Genomic DNA, 18,247 nt, shown 5'->3' with positions numbered 1-18,247 from the left:
CCATCGCACCGGCCCGCTCGGCGTCGCCGGGAGGCGGTTGACAGCGAGCCACGCCATCCATATTCTCTTCTTCAACGAAGAGACATCTTCTTTAAAGATACGTCTTACGAGAAGATAAATGTGGAAGGGGTTTCCCATGACGGCCATCGCCGAGACCGAACCGACCATGCCGCGCCGGAAGCGACGCCGCACCGCGGTGCGAGCGCTCGGGGTCGCCACACTGACGCTGGGCGTGGTCGCCGGCGGCGGATATCTGTGGCTGGATCGGACCTCCGGCGTCCGCGACGCAGGCGTCACCGAGTGCACGCAGGTCACCCCCGACGGAGGCAATGCCGACGACCTGCGCGCAGTGTGCGGAACCATCGCGGCGATGACCGCGGCGTGGGACCGCAACGACGCCGACGCGTTCGGTGCGACCTTCACCGAGAACGCCACCTACACCACGTTTCTCGGCACCCACTACGCGGGCCGTCGGGACCTGACCGGGGCGCACCGCGCCTTGTTCGCGGGCTTCCTGAAGGGCACCGAACTCGCCGACTCCTTCCTCGCCGTGCGCTTCTTCGGCGACGACGTCGCCATCGTCACCAGCCGGGGCGACCGCTACGAGGACGACCGCCCGGCGGAGCTGTCCAAGACGCAGACCTACACGCTGGTCCGGGAAGCCGACGACCAGTGGCGGATCGCCAGTTTCCACAACACCGAGCGGCAGCCGGTCATGGAGCGCGTCGCGTTTCTGTTCGCCCCGGCGACGAAGCCGGAAGCCGAACGGTGAAGGCTCTGGTGACCGGCGCCAGTGCGGGAATCGGGCGGGCGATGGCGACAACTCTCGCCGCACACGGCTGTTCGGTGACCGCCGTGGCGCGCGGCGCCGAAGGGCTCGAGACCCTGATCACCGAACTCGGTGACGGCCACGACTATCTCACCGCCGATCTGGGCACCGAAGACGGATTGCGGGCGGCGGCGGAGCGGCTGCGCACCGGCGGATACACGCTGCTGGTCAACAATGCCGGAACCGCCGAGCACGGCGATTTCGCCGCGCTCCCGATCGAATCATCGCTGGCCGCTCTGGATCTCAACTGCCGGGCGGTGCTCGTTCTGGCTCGCGCCTTCCTCGGCGCGGCCACGCCCGGGTGCGTGCTGGTGAACGTGTCCTCGACGCTCGGGCACACACCGAAACCCGGCCTCGCCGTCTACAGCGCGACGAAAGCCTTCGTCACGGCATTGTCCGAAACCCTCTGGTACGAACAACGATCACGCGGTGTCCGGGTGCTGGCCCTGTGTCCCGGCGTCACCGCCACCGCCTCGCAGACCGCCACCGACGTGCCGCCCTGGCTGATCCAGACGCCCGAGCAGGTGGCGGAACGCACGTGGAAGGCGTTGGCCTGCGACACCGGCGCCGTCGTACTCACCAGCCCGCTCGACCGGGCACTCATCGCCGCCTTGCGGCTGCTCCCGCGCCGGGCCGCCCTGGCCCTGCTGGCCGACCGAAAGAGATCGCAATGACCACCACCGACACCGCCGCCATTCGCGCCCTCCTCGAGCGCAGCAGGCAGGCCTGGAACGCCGGCGACGGCGCCGCCTACGGCGCCTGCTTCACCGAGGACGCCACCGACGTCACCTATGTCGGCACCGTCTACCGCGGCGGTGCGGAGATCGGCCGCGCGCACCAGGCCTTGTTCGACAGCTTCCTGAAAGGCACGCGGTTGACCGTCGACATCCTCGACATCCGGTACTACGGCATGGATACCGCGGTCGTCGTGACGCGCGGGGAATCACGGAAGCGAGCGCCGAAGAAGCTGGGCAAACTCGCCACTTACACCGTGGTCCGCGACACCGACGGGCAGTGGCGCATCGCGGCCGTGCAGAAGACCCAGCGCAAACCGCTCATGGAAGCGGTGTCGTTCCGGTCCCAGCCCGCCACCCGCCCCGCCGCCCACTGATGGCCGCCATCGCGGTCCTCGGCGCCACCGGACGCACCGGGCGCATGGTGGTCGACCGGGCACTGGCCCGAGGGCATCGCGTCACCGCGATCGTCCGCCGGGCCACCACCGCGCCACCACGCGTGGCGACGTCACAACCCGCTGTGGTCTGCCCCGCCTTGCGAGCCCACACGCGTCTCGGCAATAAGGTGGAGCGGCGGAATCGGCAATGCGGTTCCGCTGCGGCCAGGGGGTGCGATGCGATCGATGACGGCGCCTGCCGACGACGGGATTTCGCTGCACGTCGGTGTCACCGGACGCGGACCCGAGGTCGTGGTCCTGTCCGGCGGGCCGGGCAGCGTCCATTACCTCGAGGACGACCGGCTGGCTCCTCGCGGGATGCGCGCATGGTACCCGGAGCCCAGGGGTGTCGGACGCTCCGAGGGCGGACCACACGACCTCGCCCGGGCCGTCTCCGATATCGAAGCGGTGCGGCGAGCCGCCGGGATCGACCGTTGGGTGGTGCTCGGCCACTCCTGGGGCTCGGACCTGGCGGTGCGCTACGCGTTGGACCATCCCGGCCGGGTCGGATCCGTGGTCGGCGTGGCCGGGCACGGACTGCACAAGGACCGCACCTGGTCCCAGGCCTACCGGTCCGCACGGCATCTGGAAGCCGACATCGAGGTCGGGTGGGCACCGGACGTGCACGCCGCCCTGAGCGCGTCGTTCGTGCAGTGGATCCACGAACCGGACCTTCTGCGGCGGTTGGCCGATTCCGATGTGGTGATGACCTTCGTGGCCCTGCAATACGACATCCGCCCGTCGTGGCCACTGCGTCAGCTCGCCGCACTGGTCCCACGCGGAAGATTCGAGGAACTCCCCGGCGTCGCCCACAATCTCTGGGCGACCCATCCGCGAGTGTGGGCCGACCTCGCCACGAGACTGTGCGCGACACCGAGCACGCCCGCGGCGGAGCTGCCCAGGCCGTAGCCCGGCAACGCTTCGCTCGCGGACCGGGGCGTCCGCGTGCGGATCGGTTTCCGCGTAGCGCTGGTGACCGTTCGCCGCACGGGAGCCGGTCGGCGACACGCCGTAGTGTCGGTCGGTTCCGGAGGCGCGTCGCGAGCAGTTGTTCGGGCTACCATTTGGCAAGGTCGCTCACCAACGTTTCCAGCCGGCATCCCGGGACGGCAGCATCGATCACCCGGTACCGGGAGCCGCCCGCACCACCGGCACATCAGGTCTGGGCTTCCCATGCCTGACTGCGACGACGCTGGGGACCTGCCGCGGCGCAACTAGGATGTGCTTTCCGATCCCGGGTGCGGCGGGCCCGAGTGTGGAGAGTGCGAATTGCTCTCGCGGACAAACGAATCGGAATTTTCAGTGACCGAACAGGGTAGGAGGTACGCGGGTGGGCGCGGCAGCGCGATCCGGAAAGCGGCGAATCATCGAGAAGGCAGGCGCTGCCGTGGCGGCAATTGTGCTCATGTCGTCGATCGGCGCGACCGTGGCCACCGCCGCGCCGATTCACGCACCGATATCGCGGGCCAGGGCAGGCGGATACACGGATCTCTTCGTGCCGTCCAGCATGGGACCGATCAAAGTGCAGGTGCAGTGGGCGGCGCGCGGCGGGAGCGCGGCGCTCTACGTGCTCGACGGCCTGCGCGCACCGGCCGATCACAGTCAGTGGACGACCGATACCGACGCTCTGCGCCAATTCGCGGACGACAACGTCACCCTGGTGTTCCCGGTCGGCGGGCATTCCAGCTTCTACACCGACTGGTACCGGCCGAGTAGTACGAACGGTCAAGAGACGACGTACAAATGGGAGACCTTCCTCACCCGGGAACTGCCTGCCTATCTGCAGCGGTACGGCGTCTCGCGCACCAACAACGCCATCGTCGGACCCTCCATGGGAGGCAATGCCGCCCTGACACTGGCCGCCCATCACCGCGACCAGTTCAAGTTCGCCGGCTCCTTCTCCGGATTCCTGCACCCGACCTTCCCGCTCTGGAACGAGGCGATGCGCGCCGCCATGTGGGACGAGGGCAACTTCAATGTCGACGACATGTGGGGACCGGCCGGCGACCCCGCCTGGAGCCGCAACGACGCCACCGAGCAAGCGGAACTGCTGCGCGGACTGCCGATGTACGTCTCGACCGGCAACGGCCTGCCCGGCCCGCCCGATCTGCCGTTCGGCCTCGGCAACACGGTGAACGCGATGAGCCTCGAGACGATGACGATCGCGTCCGCGCAGATGTTCCGTGATCGGCTCGCGGCACTGGATATCACCGCCCGCATCGACGTCCTCGACGGAACGCACACCTGGCCCTACTGGCAGCAAGCGCTCGCGACGGCGCGTCCGATGATCCTCGACGCGCTCGGCGCACACTGATCCTCCGTCCCGACGGCGTTGCGCCTTCTCGGCGAAAGCGTCTCTGCCCGGCGAGGGCATGCGGGCTCGGACGCGGGGGGCGCCCGTACGCCGCGACTCGCAGTGCCTCGTTTCCGCCTCGGCAGACGCGGGTAGCTCCGACAGGTGGCCGGCCGATGATCCAGACCGGCCGACACGTTCCGAGCAGTGAGGAGACGGTCGGGTGTCAGGGTTGTGGGCTGCGGGCGGGTGGGGATTGCTGGCCGGATCCGCTTTGCTGATGGGAGCTTCGGTGGGGTTCTTCGCCCGGATCCCGGCGAAGATCGTGGCCGCCGTGATGGGCTTCGGCAGCGGAGTGCTGCTCTCGGCTGTGTCGTTCGAGTTGATCGCCGACGCGCACGAACGCGCCGGATTACCGCCCACCGCCATCGGCGCGGTGGGCGGTGCGGTGATCTATACCCTGGCCAACATCGCCCTGGCCCGCCGCGGCGCCCGGCACCGCAAGCGCTCGGGAGACCAGCAGCCCAGCGAGTCCGAACAATCCGGCTCCGGTACCGCCATCGCGCTGGGCGCGCTGCTCGACGGTGTACCGGAATCCATCGTCATCGGGACGAGCCTGCTGGGCGGCAGAGCCGTCAGCGCCGTCACGGTGGCCGCGGTATTCATCAGCAACATCCCGGAGGGCTTGTCCAGCGCGGCCGGTATGCGCCGCGCGCACCGCCACCCGCGCTATGTGTTCGGCTTGTGGGGCGGTATAGCGCTGATCAGTGGTGTGGCGGCGATGGCGGGTTACGGACTGCTCGGTGACGCCGCGCCCGCCGTGCTGGCCGCCATCACCGCCTTGGCCGCCGGCGCGATCCTGGCCATGATCACCGACACGATGATCCCGGAGGCGTTCGAGAACGCCCATCTGTGGGTGGGGTTGATCACGGTGTCCGGTTTCCTCACCGCGTTCGCCCTGTCCCAGCTCGATCACTAGTGTTGTTGTCCAAGGGTTTCGTCGATGCTCGCACCCCGAGATGTGTTCCTGCTCGATTTGGAGCGCGCTTCAGCACGCGTTCCCGCCGCTGCTTCAGCGTTCCGCCGCCCCAGTGGTGGTCGATATCAGCAGCAGTCTCGCCTCTCCGACCCGGGTCGCCACGCCGGGCACCCAGGCGCATGCCTACCCGGGCGTCGCCTATCCGGCGTCGAACAGCGGCCTGCAACCGGCGGCTTCTTCGACGCCGAAGGCGTCCTGCCCTGGTGATCGCGGACACCCGCAATCAGCCACCGGAGGACGGACTCCGTCGCCGGCCGGTGGCCTGCTCACTGCGGCGCGACGTACGTGCTGCTCGGTTCGTGCTCTGTCACCGCCGGTGAGCGGAGCGCGTGCGCTCGCGCGACGACCTCGCTCAGTCCATGTCCATTGACGATGGGTATCCCATAGCGGTGCTGAAACCTGGTGCGCAGTTCGATCCGGGCAGGGGCCGCGCAGCAGAGGGCGAAGCGCACCGACGTGGTGTCCGCCCGCATCCGGCCGGGCAACTCCGTCAGCGCCGCGTACAGGCCGGGGACCGCGGAGGAGTAGGTGGGCCGGAATCGCTCGATCCGATCCAGGAACGACCACGGGTCGAGGTGGCCGACCATGGTGGCGCGGCCACCGACGGCCAGCGGTGACAGGGCCCCCAGCCAGATGCCGCAGATCTGCCGCATCGGCAGAGTCGACAGGCTGTGGTCGGCCTCGGTGAGGGCGAACACCTCGATCACGAATCGGCACATGGCTGTGAGGTGACGGTGGTCGAGCATCTCCCGGTCGTCGCCGCAATAGGTGATCAGCGCCAATTCCTCCGCATCGGGCCGCGCCGGATCGACCACGTCGCGTCCTGTCGCGGCGAGCGGGACGACCGGAACCGAAGGGTCGACCCCTGCGGGGCGGGTGGTGGCGATGACGACCGTGGAACCGGCGTCGGATATCCGTCGGCCCGCTTCCGCGTCGTTCACCATCGGGTCGATCACGGCGGCCGCAGCCCCCAGGCGCCATGTGGCGAACAGCGACACCACGAGGTCGACGGCCCCGGGCAGCATGGTCGCCACGACGTCGCCGCTCGTGACACCCACGGCGCGCAGAGCGGAAGCGGCCCGCTGGACTGCCGCCAGGAATTCGCTGTTGTTCAGTTCGATGCGATCATCGGCAATGGCGGGTGCGTGCGGGGCGGCGTCGGCGCGACGATCCGGGAGGGTCGAAAGCGTCATGCGATCTCCTCGGCAACGGCGTTGGGATTCGATGACAACGGTAGAAAGCGCAGGTGGGCTGGACACCGTCGTGCAACGCTCAATTTCTTCGCCCGCTTTGTCGCCGGAGGACAATATCGACCTCGTGATTCGCCGCGCGGGCGCCGACGCGGCAATTACGATCGGCTGGTGACGAGTTCTCGTCGCGACCGTGCTGCCGAGATGGACCGTCTTGTCGGGATAATCGCCGCCCGCATGAACGAGCGGGTGACGGAGATCAGCGCGAGTATCCGACGCGGCGTCGAGCAGGAGATATCCGAATTGCGCGCGGATGTCCACACCGTCGACCTGCTCGGGGCGAGTGTGCAGGGCAACATCGACACCGTGCTGCACGCGCTGTGCCACGACATCCCCGCCGCGCGCATCCACCTTCCCGTGGCGGCCAGCGAGTACACCCGGCGGCTGGCCCAGCACGGCGTCCCGCTCAATGCCCTCGTCCGGGCTTATCACCTCGGCCAGCGGCTGGTGACCGAAGAGGTATTCGCCGAACTGCAGGCAGCCGACCTCGCGCCTGCCGACCAATTCCTCGTCGGCCGGGCGATGACCACGCGGTTGTTCGGATACCTCGATCAAGTGATCCAGCAAGTCGTCGCGCTGTACGAAAGCGAGCGCGAGCATTGGCTGGAAACGCGCAACAACGTCCGCGCGCTCGGTGTGCGCGAGATTCTGGAGGGCAACAGCGCCGTCGATGTCGACGCCACCACCGAGAAGATCCGCTATCCGCTGCGGTGGCACCATCTGGCGCTCATCGCCTGGTATCCGGATTCCGGCACGCCCGGCGACGAACTGGGCCGGTTGGAGCGGTTCGTCCGCGGCTCGGCCGAGCCCGCGGGAGCCGACGCGACTCCTCTGTTCGTCGCCGACGATCAACGGAGCGGCTGGGCCTGGCTGCCGTACCGCTCGGCGCGGTCCGACGCGGTCGCGCGCCTCCGCGGTTTCACGGCCGCGCTGAGCGATGCGCCGCGGGTGGCGATCGGCGCGATGGCTCCCGGCGTCGCGGGATTTCGCCGGTCGCATCGCCTGGCCCGGAGCGCACGTTCGGTCGCGCTGGCGCGGGGGGACACCGGAGATCGGGTCGTCGCGGCCGACGATCCCGGATTACCGGTGGCGGCCCTGCTCGGCGGCCACGAGACGGAAGTCCGGGAATGGGTCGGTGAGGTGCTCGGCGACCTGGCTTGCGACACCGACAACGACGCCCGGCTGCGCGAGACACTCCAGGTATTCCTGCGCTCCGGATCGAGCTACAAAGCGGCCGCCATGGAACTCGACCTGCACTCCAACTCGGTGAAATACCGCGTCGGTCGCGCGATTTCCCGACGCGGCAGGCCCATCGCCGGCGATCGGCTCGACGTCGAACTCGCCCTGCTGATCTGCCACTGGTACGGACCGCGGGCTCCGCGGCCGGAAACGGCGTGAGTGCGCGATCGGCAACGCGACACCGCCCACGGCGCTGACCGCGACGACCACGAACATCGCCCCGCGAATGATCCCGCGGACCAGGAATGTCATGGCGAAACCGGTCCCACTCCGGACTGTGCTCGCACGCGAGATCGGCAGCTCCGGGCACGCCGCGGGAGGCCGGGGCTGCGGCGAGGACGGTGACGGCGAGCCCGCCGAGCTGACCGAGCAGCGCGACACGACCGGTCGACCTCGGACTCGAAGCCTCGGTCTCGGCGGCACCTTCGGAAACGATCAGGAATCGAGAAGTACTGGTGACCGGACCTGGCTAGCGTCTTCACCACCGACGTCCACCCGGCGATCTCCGGGGGTTGCGCACAAGCAGAGGAGGACTCATGGATTGGAACAAGCGGATTCGGCAGACCCACCGGTGGCTGGCCGTCATCTTCGCCGTGACTTTGATCGTCACGGTCGCCGCCTTGGCGCTACAGGGCCCGGTCTGGTTGTCCTACGTGCCACTGCCTCCCCTCGCTCTGCTTCTCTTTTCCGGGCTCGGCCTACTCGTGTCGTGGTACACCGGCACGCGGCGTGACCGAGCAGCCGTACCCCGGCAGGAGGTGGCGACAGAGGCTCCCCGACCCGCACAGCGGGTCCGGCGGCTGCACCGTTGGTCGGGCATCGTTTTCCTCCTGACCGTCCTCGCCACATTCGTCGCCTTGGCACCCGAGGATCCCCTCGTCTGGGTTTCCTACCTGCCGCTTCTGCCGCTCGCCGTGCTGCTGTTCTCCGGCCTGTACATGGTGGCACTGCCGTTCGCCGCCAAGCGCCGCGCCGCGGCGCCCCACCCACAGCCGGGATTGCGCACCACGTCCTAGTCGCCGTGCGGGCGGCGCCGAGACCTGGCCGTCACGGGGCGGGTTCGCCGGTACGGCAGCGGGCGATATGGTCGGAGCATGCGATCCCGGCCGCTGACTCTGATCCAGGACGACCTCGTCGACTACGACAAGGCCATGGAGCGCATGGCCGAGCTGGTCGACGAACGCCACAGCGGCGCGCGGCCGGACACTCTGTGGCTGCTGAGCCATCCGCCGGTCTACACCGCCGGGCGCAGGACGCCGCCGGAGCACCTGCCCGATCCGGCTCACCACATCCCGGTCGTGGAAACCACTCGCGGGGGCCAGCTCACCTATCACGGCCCGGGCCAGCTGGTCGGCTATCTCATCGTGCGGCTCGATTCCGGCGAAGGGGTGGTCGACTACATCCGGGAGGTCGAGTTCCGCCTGATCGAAGCGCTCGGCCGGCTCGACGTTCCCGCGGAACGCCGCGACACCCCACCGGGCTCGGAACTGCTCACCGGGGTGTGGACCACCCGCACCGCCCGCAAGATCGTCTCCATCGGGATGCGCCAGAGCCGCGGGATCACCAGTCACGGCTTCGCGCTCAACGTGAACGGCGACCTCGAACCGTGGCACTGGGCTGTCGCTTGCGGGCTTCCCGACGTCGACATGACCTCCGTGGCCCGCGAGACCGGGGCAGCCACCATGGAACAGGTGCGCCCGATCGTGGCCGCCGCGTTCGAGGCCGGCTGATCGTCCGGCGCGCCGGGCGATCACGTACCGACGGGAAACGGCGACGATCCGGACTCAGGACGGCGCGCGGATTCCGTCGAGCACCACCGCCACCACCGAATCCAGCGATGGCGGGACCGCGACGGGCCGCGCCGCCAGCAGGGCGGACAAGACCTGGTCGTGGCAGATGCCCGCCAGCACGGCGACCGCGGCGTCGACCCGGGCGTCCGGCGCGAGGCGGCCGAGATCACGTTCGGCGTGCAGATAGTCGGCCAGCCGATGCCGCCAGTCCTGCCGGGCATCCGATTCGGCGAAGCGGGCGAGTACCTCGGGTCGGGCGAGCAGTCCGGCGATCACCGGCACGATCGCCCGGTGCAGCGCCAGTCCTCGGTCCAGGTAGACGCGCACATTCGCTTCTACCGCACCGGTTCCCGCCTGCGGCAGCAGGCCGAGACCGCGTTGCACCTCGTCGACGTGCGCGCGCAGCGCGGCGGCGAGCAGTTCCTCCTTGTCGGCGAAATGGTTGTAGAGGACCCCGGTGGCGACCCCGGCCGCTCGCGCGATTGCACGGACGGTGAGACCGGCCGAACCCTGCTCCACCATCATCCGCTCAGCGGTAGCGATCAGGTGGGCGCGTAGATCACGGTCGTCGTCGCGATCGCTGAGGGCTGCGGCCTTTCTCGGTGCCATTCGGCCTACAGTAGCGGCGCCGACGCCGTGACCAGCCAGGCGGTGCCGCGCAGCCGGACGCCGTCGGGGCCGTCGAACGGCCGCAACGCGTCGAGCAACGTCTGCCGGGCATCCACCTCGACCGCTGGGTCCACCAGGCTGAGCTGATGACGGATCGGGCCCCAGCCCAAGAGGAACTCGGCCGCGTCCGCGGTGTCGCGGCCCCAGATGCCGTCCGCCTCGACCCGCGCGCAGCCGATGTCGTCGAACCCCGCGGCCGACAGCACCTCGCGAACCCGGCCGGGATCGGAGAACGAGGTGGGGCCGTGGCCGTCCTGCGGCCCGGCGTACGGGAAATGGGCGGCGAGCGAACCGAATACGGTGCCGAGATCGGTTCCCGCCAGTGCGGTCATGGCCACGAACGCGAGGCGGCCACCGGGTCGCAGCGCACGGACGATATTGGCGAAGGCGGCGACCGGGTCGGCGAAGAACATGATCCCGAAGCGGCTCATCGCCACGTCGAACGCGGCCGCGGGGAACGGGTGCACCTGCGCGTCGCCTTGCCGGAACGACACATTCGCGATGCCCTCGGCCCGCGCGCGGTCGCGGGCGCGGGCGAGCATCGGACCGGACAGGTCGAGGCCGGTCGCCGATCCTGAGCCCGCCCTGGCGGCGGCAAGTCGCGTCAATTGTCCGTTCCCGCAACCGATGTCCAGCACTCGATCGCCGTCCCGGATGTCCGCGGCGGTCAGCAGCGGCTCGTTGAACCCGCTGTTGACCGCGTCGTATCGGCCGTCGTGTTCGGCCCAGTGCGCACCTTCGTAGCCGTTCCATGCCTCGGCTTGCGCGGTGTTGACGATCTCGGTCATCGAACCTCCTCGAACATTATGAACACATGTTCATGAACATCTGTTCATAATGACCCCCGGCGTCGCCGAGGTCAATGCGATGCCTCGTCTTCGAGCGGACGGCGGGTTCTCGGGGGAACGAAATCGATCGCGTCAGGCGCGCGCCGCAGGCACCAAACGGGCCTTCGGCGTCAAGGCGCGCATGCCCGCCTTCACGACGAGCGCCGCTCCACCAGTCCGCCGAGCGTCGGTGATGCTTCCTGCCGGCCCACCGTGCCCGACATTATGCGTTACCAGACGTATCCCAAACGCGGGAGCTCGTGGTGCTGGCACAGCACAGAATCCGCGCGTCGATTCGCGCCGGCCACCCGGCGTGGGAAGAATGCTCGCCATCGCGAAAGCAATTGTCCGCCTGGGGATAACGTGCCATACGGAGCGGACGGGGATGACTGGAGAAACATCGGTGGTACTGCTGTGGGTGGCGATCGTCGGCATCGTCGTGGTTCTGCTCGGCGGTGCGGCCGCGGCCATGGTGTGGGATCCGGATTCCCGCCGCAGAGCCCGGGCAACCCGGAAGGGCGTCGCCCTGCCGTTGGCGAGCATGCCGTCACCCGACGACAGGTGGCCGCGCAGGCCGTGAGGGGTCGCCTGCCGATCCCGGGGCATGCCTGTGCGCCGTGTCCGTCGGGTTGATCGGTCCGCAGCGGAGGCAGGCAATGTTGCCGGACAGTTGCCAACTCTGTCGCATGTCGAGCTTCCGAGGGCCTGCGCACGGGGTACGGTGCGGATTACGAGCACTGCGCCGGGCTTCGCGGGCGCCTGCGTGCGGCACCGGCACCGACAACCCCGAACGAGACGGAGGTGCGCAGTGACAGAAGCCACGACCGGGCCGTGGCCGGCGCTGCGGGTGGACGACTGGACGCCCACGCGGGAGACGCTGCACATGTGGACGCAGATCGTCGGCAAGATCCGGCTCTCCCACGCTCCGCTGGTCAACCACTGGTGGCAGGTCACCTTCTACGTCAGCCCGAGGGGACTGACCACCTCGTCCATCCCGCATCCGACCGGTTGCTTCGACATCGAATTCGACTTCCTCGATCATCAGCTGCACATCCGGTCCAGCGACGGCCGAAGCCGGCAGGTCGCGCTCGAACCCAAGCCGGTCGCGGCCTTCTACGCCGAAACCGTCGAGGCTTTGGGCGAACTCGGCGTTCCGGTGCGCATCCAGGCCAGGCCCAACGAGGTCGAACCCGCCATCCCGTTCGCCGAGGACTACGAGCATCGCTCCTATGACGCGGCTGCGGCCACCTTGTTCTGGCGCCAACTGCTCGCCGCCGATCGGGTCATGCACGAGTTCCGTTCGCGTTTCATCGGCAAAGTGAGCCCGGTGCACTTCTTCTGGGGAGCGATGGACTTGGCGTGCACCAGATTCTCCGGGCGGGCAGCTCCTCGGCACCCGGGTGGCGCGCCCAACTGCGGCGACTGGGTCATGGTCGAGGGCTACTCGCACGAACTGAGCAGTTGCGGCTTCTGGCCTGGCGGCGGGGCCGAAGGCGCCTTCTACGCCTACGCGTACCCGGAGCCCGAGGGGTTCGCCGAGTACCCGGTCGGTCCGCCGGATGCCTTCTACAGCCGGGAGAACGGCCAATTCCTCCTGCCCTACGAGGCGGTTCGCACGTCCCCGGCACCCGAGCGCGCACTGCTCGAGTTCCTCGACACGACGTATGCGGCCGCCGCCGGACTCGGCCACTGGGACCGCGCCGCGCTGGAGGCCGACCCGGATCGCTGGCAGCGCGAACGTGGATCGCGCGGCACAGAGCAGACGCGACGGTGACCGGCTCGGCCGGGTGAATCGATGCGGCCCTCGACGGTCGCAGGTGATCGTTCCAGCAGCGGGACGCCCTCTCCGCATGCGTAGCCCGCGGGCCGGATGTGCTCGTCAGGGTTTGGGGCGCACTCTGCGCGGTTACCTGAACAACGGCACGTTGCACAGGGCAAGATCGAACACGTAGCAGCACGGACCTCATCGGCGCTGGTCGACCGAGCCGTTCCCCACAGTGGGAAGTTATTATGGCCAACGACTCATTGATCAATGTATCGTTATATGACGGCACGTTAATCGACGGGATGAAACTAATGCACAACACGAGGAAGCGCGTGACAGTGCGTCGAGTGGTGGCCTCGGCGCTGATCGGTGGGTCGGTCTTCACGGCGGCGGCGGTCGCTTGGCCCGAACCTTCTGTCACCACCACAGCGGACCGGTACTCGCACAACCCCGCCGACAAGCGCGGTTCCGGTGTGGGCGAGCGTTCCAGGAGCAGCAACCACGGCGGATACCGTGGACGCAACGAGCGTCCGTGCCAGTACACCCCGGAGGGTTACTGCACCGGGGGGCGCTGATCCCGGCCCCGTCGCCCACCCCGCGGCGAGCCGGATCGCTCGGGCGGCCCGAACGGGCCGCCCTTCCGCGTGGCATCAGGCCTCGGCAGGACCGTAGTCCAAGTGGACGACGCCGTTGGCGTAGACCTCCTGTTCTTTGAGCGCGAGCTTGGTCGCCTCCACACCGTCGCTCCACAGGCGCTTACCCTTGCCGAGCGCGATCGGGTACACGAACAGATGCAGGTCATCGACCAAACCGTCCGCGAGCAGCGCCCGCACCAGCGTGCCGCTGCCGCTGACGTAGATGACGCCGTCGACCTCGTCCTTCAGCTTGCGGATGACATCCGCGTCGTAAGCGCCCAGACGGGTGCTGTTGGCCCATTCCACCTGCGGCTCCCCCGCACCCACCACGTATTTCATCGTGTCGTTGAAGAACGGCGCGCCCGGGTCGTCCTCGGCGGTGCGGGTCGACCAGGCCGGGGCGAACATCTCGAAGGTGGTGCGGCCCAGCAGGATCGCTTTCGACGCCGAGGTGATCGCACCCAGGGTCTCCCCCATCTTCGGGTCGAACCCGTACTCGAAGGTCCAGGACGGATCCTCGTACACCCCGTCGAGGGCGATGAATTCGTGTACTGCGATGGTGCCCATCGGTTTTCCTTTCACGTGCGGCGGTCGCCGGATGCGGCCGGTCTCGCTGTCGAGAACGACTCTGCCTGCACCGCCTTACGGTTTGTTTACGGTCGGTCCGTCACCGGCGCACCGACTCGGTTCGCGGTTGCTTTCTACCGCACGAACGGCGTGCAGGCCCGGGCCGCGCGCAAGGCGCACGCCCACCACAAGAGCTGGTCGATCGCGGCATCGACGGTTTCGTCCAGTTCCGCGTCGCGCCGCGGCCAGCTGCCGTCGCTCGCGAAGCGCTGCCAGGCCTTGGTGATGGTCACGGTACGCCGGATGGGCACGGCGTTCAGTTCGCCGAAGACAGGCCGTAGCTGGGCGGCGGCGTGACCGCCGTCCGCGTCGCCGCCGTATCCCACCACCGTGACCGGCTTGGCGGCCCACTCCGCGTCGAACCAGTCGACGGCGTTCTTCACCGCGGCCGGGAAGCTCCGGTTGTACTCCGGAGTGACCACGACGAACGCCTCCGCGACCGCCAGCCGCGCGCCGAGAGCGCGGACCGCGGCCGGGAGCGGCTCGTCGTGATCGGTCAGTCGATCGGGCAGCCCCGTCGTCGCGAGATCGATCCGGTCCACGTCCACTTGCCTGCGGCGGTCCAGCCGCCCGGCGAACCAGTCCGCCACTGTGGGGCCGAAACGGCCGGTGCGGGTGCTGCCCACGATCAGCGCCACCCGGACCTGGCCCGCGCCCGTCATCACAGGCCCTCGGCGGCGAGCGTCTTCTCGACGGCGCCTGTGGCGTAGCCGATCCGGGGCGGGGCGGGGATGGGTTTCATGTCGAGCTCTCTTTCCGCGAGTCCGATGTCCGGCGTTCCCACTGTGGGCACAGCACCTTCCGATTTGTTTGCGGTCGGCCTCCGGCGCCGCTGACATAGGCTGCCCGCATGCGTTTCGGGGTGCTCGGTCCGTTGACGGTCTGGACGGATGTGGGCGACGTGGTGCCGATTCCGGGGACCAAAGTGCGGGCGCTGCTGGCCGACCTGCTGGTCACGCCCGGCCAACCGGTGTCCGGTGACCGGTTGATCGATGACATCTGGACCGACGACCCGCCCGGCAATCCGGCGGGCACGCTGGCGGCCAAGGCCTCGCAGCTGCGCAGGGCACTGGCAGACGCCGAACCCGGCGGACGGGATCTGGTGGTCTCCCCGCCACCGGGATATCGGCTGGCCACCACCGAGATCGACGCGCAGGAGTTCCGCGCGCTGGTGGCTGCCGCGCGCGCGGCGACCGACCCGGCCGAGCGGGCCGGCGCGCTCACGGCGGCACTCGCCCTCTGGCGCGGGCCCGCGTTCGCCGATTTCCGGGACGCGCCGTTCGCCCAGCCCGCCATCGCCCAGCTCGAGGAGCAGCGCCTGGTGGCAGTGGAGGAGCTGGCGGAAACGCGGCTGGCGCTGGGCGAATACCGGGAAGTCGCCGGCGAACTCACCGCCTTCGTGACGGCGCACCCGCTGCGCGAGCGGTTGCGCGCCGCCCATCTGCGCGCGCTCTACGGCGCGGGAAGGCAGGCCGAGGCGCTGGACGGCTACGAGGAGCTGCGCAGGCACCTCGCCGACGAACTCGGCATCGACCCGAGCCCGGAACTGGTCGAGTTGCACCGCGCGATCCTGGCGCAGGACCTGCCCCGCGCCGCCCGGTCACCGGAAAGCGTCGTCGCCCGGCGGCGCAGCTCGAACCTTCCCGCGCCGCGCACCGAGCTGATCGGCCGCGACGCCGACCTCGCGCAGTTGTGCGACGCCGTCGGCGACGCCCGGCTCGTCACGCTGACCGGGCCCGGTGGGGTGGGCAAGACGCGCTTGGCGCTCGCCGCCGCCGCGGCGGTGACCGGACGCTTCGGCAACGGAACCTGGCTGGTGGAACTGGCCGCGCTGCAACCGACCAGGACCGACGGCGCGACGTTCCTGGCCGACGCCGTGGCCGGTGTGCTCGGCATCCGCGCCGTGGACGGCGCCGACCCGACCGGGTCGCTGTGCGAGGCGCTGGCCGAGCAAGAGTTGCTGCTGGTGCTGGACAACTGCGAGCACGTGGTGGACCGCGCCGCCGACCTGGCCGAGGTGCTGCTCGGCGCGGCCCCCCGAGTGCGCATCCTGGCCACCAGCCGGGAGCCGCTGCGGCTGCCCGGCGAGGACGTCGTCGCCCTGGAACCACTGGAGGTGCCCGCCCGGGACGCGGCGCCGGACGAGATCGCCCGAGCGGGAGCGGTGCGCCTGTTCGTCACGCGAGCGCGCGCGGGTGACCGCGATTTCACCCTCGACGGCGACACCGCCGCGCCGGTCGCGACGCTGTGCCGCAGGCTCGACGGTATTCCGCTCGCTTTGGAGCTCGCCGCCACCCGGGTGCGCGCGCTGGGTGTGCACGAGATCGTCGCCCGGCTCGACGACCGGTTCAAGCTGCTGGCCACCGGGCATCGCGGAGTGCCGCCGCGGCAGCAGACCCTGGCGGCGATGATCGACTGGAGCTGGGGCCTGCTGGACGAGACCGAGCAAGCGGTGCTGCGCAGGCTGGCGGTACACACGGGCGGTTGCACCTTGGCGGCCGCGGAGGCGGTGTGCTCCGTGGGCGACGATCCGGCCGTGGACGCGTCGATGGTCACCGACGTCGTCGGCAGGCTGGCCGACCGGTCGCTGGTGCACCCGGCCGGACGCCGTTACCGCTTGCTGGAATCGGTGGCCGCGTTCAGTCTCGACCGGCTGGCCGAGGCCGGTGAGTTCGAGGCGGCGCACCTGGCCCACCATCGGTACCACCTGCGGCTGGCCGAGCGCGCCGAACCCGAGCTGTACGGCGCCGACCAGCGGCGCTGGCTGCGGCGCCTGGACGACGACTCGGCGAATCTGCGTGCGGCGCTGGACGGTTTTCTGCGCGCGGGCGATGCGGACCGGGCGCTGCGGCTGGTGAACGCGCTCGCCTGGTACTGGCAGCTGCGCGGGCGGCTCACCGAGGCGCGGCGGTGGCTGGACGCGGCGCTGGCGCTCGGCGGCGCACCGCGTCATCGGGCTCGGGCAATGGCGTGGAACACCGGATTCGCCTTCCAGCAAGGCGAATTCGGAGACGGTCACGCCAAGCGTGCCGCGGTGTTCGCCCTGTACGACACGGTCGATGATCCGGCCGGGCGGGCGCGCGCCGAACTGTTCCTCGGGTTCTCCGCACTGGAATCCGGTGACGTGCTCGAGCTGGAAGCGCTGCTGCGCAAGGCGCTGCCGGTCTGCGCGGAACTCGGTGACCGTTGGGGCGTGGCGTCCGCGCACGTGGCGCTGGCCAAGGCGGCGCACAATCGCGTCGACCTGCCGGAACTGGAACGGCACGCGCGCACGGCCGCGCGGCTGTTCGCCGAGCTCGACGACCGCTGGGGCCGCCTGCAGGCCGCGGAGTGGCTCGGCGGGCTGGCCGAGCTCACCGGTGAACTGGCTGCCGCTGCCGACATCCACGCCGACGCACTCGGCCTCGCGCAGGAACTGGAACTGTGGGGGCAAGCGTGCACGCACCTGTGCTGGCTGAGCTGGATCGCCATGCAGCACACCGAGTTCAGCCGGGCGCGGACGCTCGGAGAACAGGCGCAGCGCATCGCGGCCGAGCACGGGTACGACCCCGGACGGTTGTTCGCCTCGATCGTGCTCGCGTTCGTCGCGCGGCGCGACGGCCGAGCCGACGCGGCGGAGCGGATCGTGCGCGAGCTGCTGGCACTCCCCCTGGCCGAGGGCGAGGAGACTCCGCTGTTCCTGCCGATGCTGCAGGTCGAGCTGGGCTACATCCTGGAGCAGCGCGGCGAACTCGACGCCGCGTTCGAGTTGTTCCTGACCGCGTTCGACGGCGCGCAACACATCGGCGCACCCCGCGACACAGCTTTCGCCCTGGCCGCGCTCGCCTCGCCACTGGCCCAGCTACGTCTGCCGGAGGCCGCGGCTTTCCTGCTCGGCACCGCCGCCGCGGTGCGCGAGGCCAACGGCATCGCTGTGCTCCCCGCCGAACGCCCCGACATCGACCGGCCGGCGAACCTCACGAGCGCGGCGCTCGGCGAGCGCGCTTTCGCCGAGCGCCACACCGCGGGAACACGATCGGCTCCGCTCGAGGCGCGCGACCTGGCGGCTGAGGTCATGCTGAGCATCGCCGCCACCTGACACCATGCAACGCACCGCTGCCCGGCGATGCAGTC

At 69.7% G+C, this 18,247-nt stretch carries 20 protein-coding genes and 1 pseudogene; 15 read left to right on the top strand and 6 right to left on the bottom strand.

Annotated features, from left to right (window positions below; all coding sequences use genetic code 11):
* The first annotated feature begins 136 nt into the window (after positions 1-136).
* From GVY64_RS08370 to GVY64_RS08340, 7 genes and pseudogenes are all read left to right on the top strand, one after another.
* Positions 137-772, top strand: coding sequence for an SgcJ/EcaC family oxidoreductase (locus GVY64_RS08370; protein WP_159839997.1), 636 nt, complete (start codon positions 137-139; stop codon positions 770-772).
* Positions 773-780: 8 nt separating this feature from the next.
* Entirely contained in the window at positions 781-1,503 is a 723-nt protein-coding gene (locus tag GVY64_RS08365) for an SDR family NAD(P)-dependent oxidoreductase (RefSeq protein WP_201297940.1), read from the top strand.
* The gene (locus tag GVY64_RS08360) at positions 1,500-1,940 is read left to right on the top strand and encodes an SgcJ/EcaC family oxidoreductase (protein WP_159839995.1); all 441 of its coding nucleotides are present in this window, start codon (positions 1,500-1,502) and stop codon (positions 1,938-1,940) included. Before GVY64_RS08365 ends, GVY64_RS08360 begins: the two co-directional genes overlap by 4 nt.
* Positions 1,940-2,047: pseudogene (locus GVY64_RS38660) on the top strand (NAD(P)H-binding protein); the annotation flags it as partial. The gene GVY64_RS08360 and the pseudogene GVY64_RS38660, both read left to right, overlap by 1 nt.
* A 139-nt stretch (positions 2,048-2,186) precedes the next feature.
* Complete coding sequence (locus tag GVY64_RS08350) at positions 2,187-2,909, top strand: alpha/beta fold hydrolase (RefSeq protein WP_159839994.1); 723 nt, start codon at positions 2,187-2,189, stop codon at positions 2,907-2,909.
* 496 nt (positions 2,910-3,405) lie between these two features.
* Positions 3,406-4,314: an alpha/beta hydrolase gene (locus GVY64_RS08345; protein WP_159840080.1), complete on the top strand. Its 909-nt coding sequence runs from the start codon at positions 3,406-3,408 to the stop codon at positions 4,312-4,314.
* A 202-nt stretch (positions 4,315-4,516) separates the two neighbouring features.
* Entirely contained in the window at positions 4,517-5,272 is a 756-nt protein-coding gene (locus GVY64_RS08340; RefSeq protein WP_236566697.1) for a ZIP family metal transporter, read from the top strand.
* Between the two features lie 326 nt (positions 5,273-5,598).
* Here the strand turns inward: GVY64_RS08340 and GVY64_RS08335 are convergent, their stop codons facing one another.
* Positions 5,599-6,525: a class I adenylate-forming enzyme family protein gene (locus GVY64_RS08335; protein WP_159839993.1), complete on the bottom strand. Its 927-nt coding sequence runs from the start codon at positions 6,523-6,525 to the stop codon at positions 5,599-5,601.
* Positions 6,526-6,556: 31 nt separating this feature from the next.
* Here GVY64_RS08335 and GVY64_RS37695 point away from each other — a divergent pair, with 31 nt between their 5' ends.
* From GVY64_RS37695 to lipB, 4 genes are all read left to right on the top strand, one after another.
* Positions 6,557-6,697, top strand: a complete 141-nt coding sequence (locus GVY64_RS37695) for a hypothetical protein (RefSeq protein WP_236566707.1) — start codon at positions 6,557-6,559, stop codon at positions 6,695-6,697.
* On the top strand, positions 6,694-7,980 hold the full coding sequence (locus GVY64_RS08330) for a PucR family transcriptional regulator (RefSeq protein ID WP_328820890.1): 1,287 nt from the start codon (positions 6,694-6,696) through the stop codon (positions 7,978-7,980). Before GVY64_RS37695 ends, GVY64_RS08330 begins: the two co-directional genes overlap by 4 nt.
* A gap of 377 nt (positions 7,981-8,357) precedes the next feature.
* Positions 8,358-8,837 carry a hypothetical protein gene (locus GVY64_RS37200; protein ID WP_201297939.1) on the top strand — a complete coding sequence of 160 codons (480 nt, stop codon included), beginning with the start codon at positions 8,358-8,360 and terminating at the stop codon, positions 8,835-8,837.
* 78 nt (positions 8,838-8,915) lie between these two features.
* Entirely contained in the window at positions 8,916-9,551 is a 636-nt protein-coding gene (lipB, locus tag GVY64_RS08320; protein ID WP_159839992.1) for a lipoyl(octanoyl) transferase LipB, read from the top strand.
* Between the two features lie 54 nt (positions 9,552-9,605).
* Here lipB and GVY64_RS08315 read toward each other — a convergent pair whose 3' ends face one another.
* Positions 9,606-10,220, bottom strand: coding sequence for a TetR/AcrR family transcriptional regulator (locus GVY64_RS08315; RefSeq protein WP_159839991.1), 615 nt, complete (start codon positions 10,218-10,220; stop codon positions 9,606-9,608).
* A 5-nt stretch (positions 10,221-10,225) separates the two neighbouring features.
* Positions 10,226-11,068 carry a class I SAM-dependent methyltransferase gene (locus GVY64_RS08310; protein ID WP_159839990.1) on the bottom strand — a complete coding sequence of 281 codons (843 nt, stop codon included), beginning with the start codon at positions 11,066-11,068 and terminating at the stop codon, positions 10,226-10,228.
* Between the two features lie 424 nt (positions 11,069-11,492).
* On the opposite strand from GVY64_RS08310, the gene GVY64_RS08305 reads away from it, so the two are divergent.
* The 3 genes from GVY64_RS08305 to GVY64_RS08295 all read left to right on the top strand — a co-directional run bounded on the left by GVY64_RS08305 (position 11,493) and on the right by GVY64_RS08295 (position 13,447).
* Positions 11,493-11,687 carry a hypothetical protein gene (locus GVY64_RS08305; protein ID WP_159839989.1) on the top strand — a complete coding sequence of 65 codons (195 nt, stop codon included), beginning with the start codon at positions 11,493-11,495 and terminating at the stop codon, positions 11,685-11,687.
* Between the two features lie 228 nt (positions 11,688-11,915).
* Positions 11,916-12,881: a DUF5996 family protein gene (locus GVY64_RS08300; protein ID WP_268895601.1), complete on the top strand. Its 966-nt coding sequence runs from the start codon at positions 11,916-11,918 to the stop codon at positions 12,879-12,881.
* Positions 12,882-13,204: 323 nt separating this feature from the next.
* Positions 13,205-13,447: a hypothetical protein gene (locus tag GVY64_RS08295; protein WP_159839988.1), complete on the top strand. Its 243-nt coding sequence runs from the start codon at positions 13,205-13,207 to the stop codon at positions 13,445-13,447.
* Between the two features lie 75 nt (positions 13,448-13,522).
* Here the strand turns inward: GVY64_RS08295 and GVY64_RS08290 are convergent, their stop codons facing one another.
* From GVY64_RS08290 to GVY64_RS38655, 3 genes are all read right to left on the bottom strand, one after another.
* On the bottom strand, positions 13,523-14,074 hold the full coding sequence (locus GVY64_RS08290) for a dihydrofolate reductase family protein (protein WP_159839987.1): 552 nt from the start codon (positions 14,072-14,074) through the stop codon (positions 13,523-13,525).
* Positions 14,075-14,208: 134 nt separating this feature from the next.
* Positions 14,209-14,796, bottom strand: coding sequence for an NADPH-dependent FMN reductase (locus GVY64_RS08285; RefSeq protein WP_159839986.1), 588 nt, complete (start codon positions 14,794-14,796; stop codon positions 14,209-14,211).
* Positions 14,796-14,927 carry a hypothetical protein gene (locus GVY64_RS38655; RefSeq protein WP_268895600.1) on the bottom strand — a complete coding sequence of 44 codons (132 nt, stop codon included), beginning with the start codon at positions 14,925-14,927 and terminating at the stop codon, positions 14,796-14,798. The genes GVY64_RS08285 and GVY64_RS38655 overlap by 1 nt, the downstream gene beginning before the upstream one ends.
* Before the next feature lie 57 nt (positions 14,928-14,984).
* Between GVY64_RS38655 and GVY64_RS08280 the strand changes: the two genes are divergently transcribed.
* The gene (locus tag GVY64_RS08280) at positions 14,985-18,212 is read left to right on the top strand and encodes a BTAD domain-containing putative transcriptional regulator (protein WP_201297938.1); all 3,228 of its coding nucleotides are present in this window, start codon (positions 14,985-14,987) and stop codon (positions 18,210-18,212) included.
* Positions 18,213-18,247: the final 35 nt, after the last annotated feature.

Origin of the sequence: Nocardia sp. CY41, assembly GCF_009829325.1 — a bacterium.
In the GTDB taxonomy this organism is placed as follows: Bacteria; Actinomycetota; Actinomycetes; order Mycobacteriales; family Mycobacteriaceae; genus Nocardia.
The sequence above is the reverse complement of the archived record's forward strand: the minus strand, read 5'-3'. Positions and strand labels throughout refer to the sequence as shown.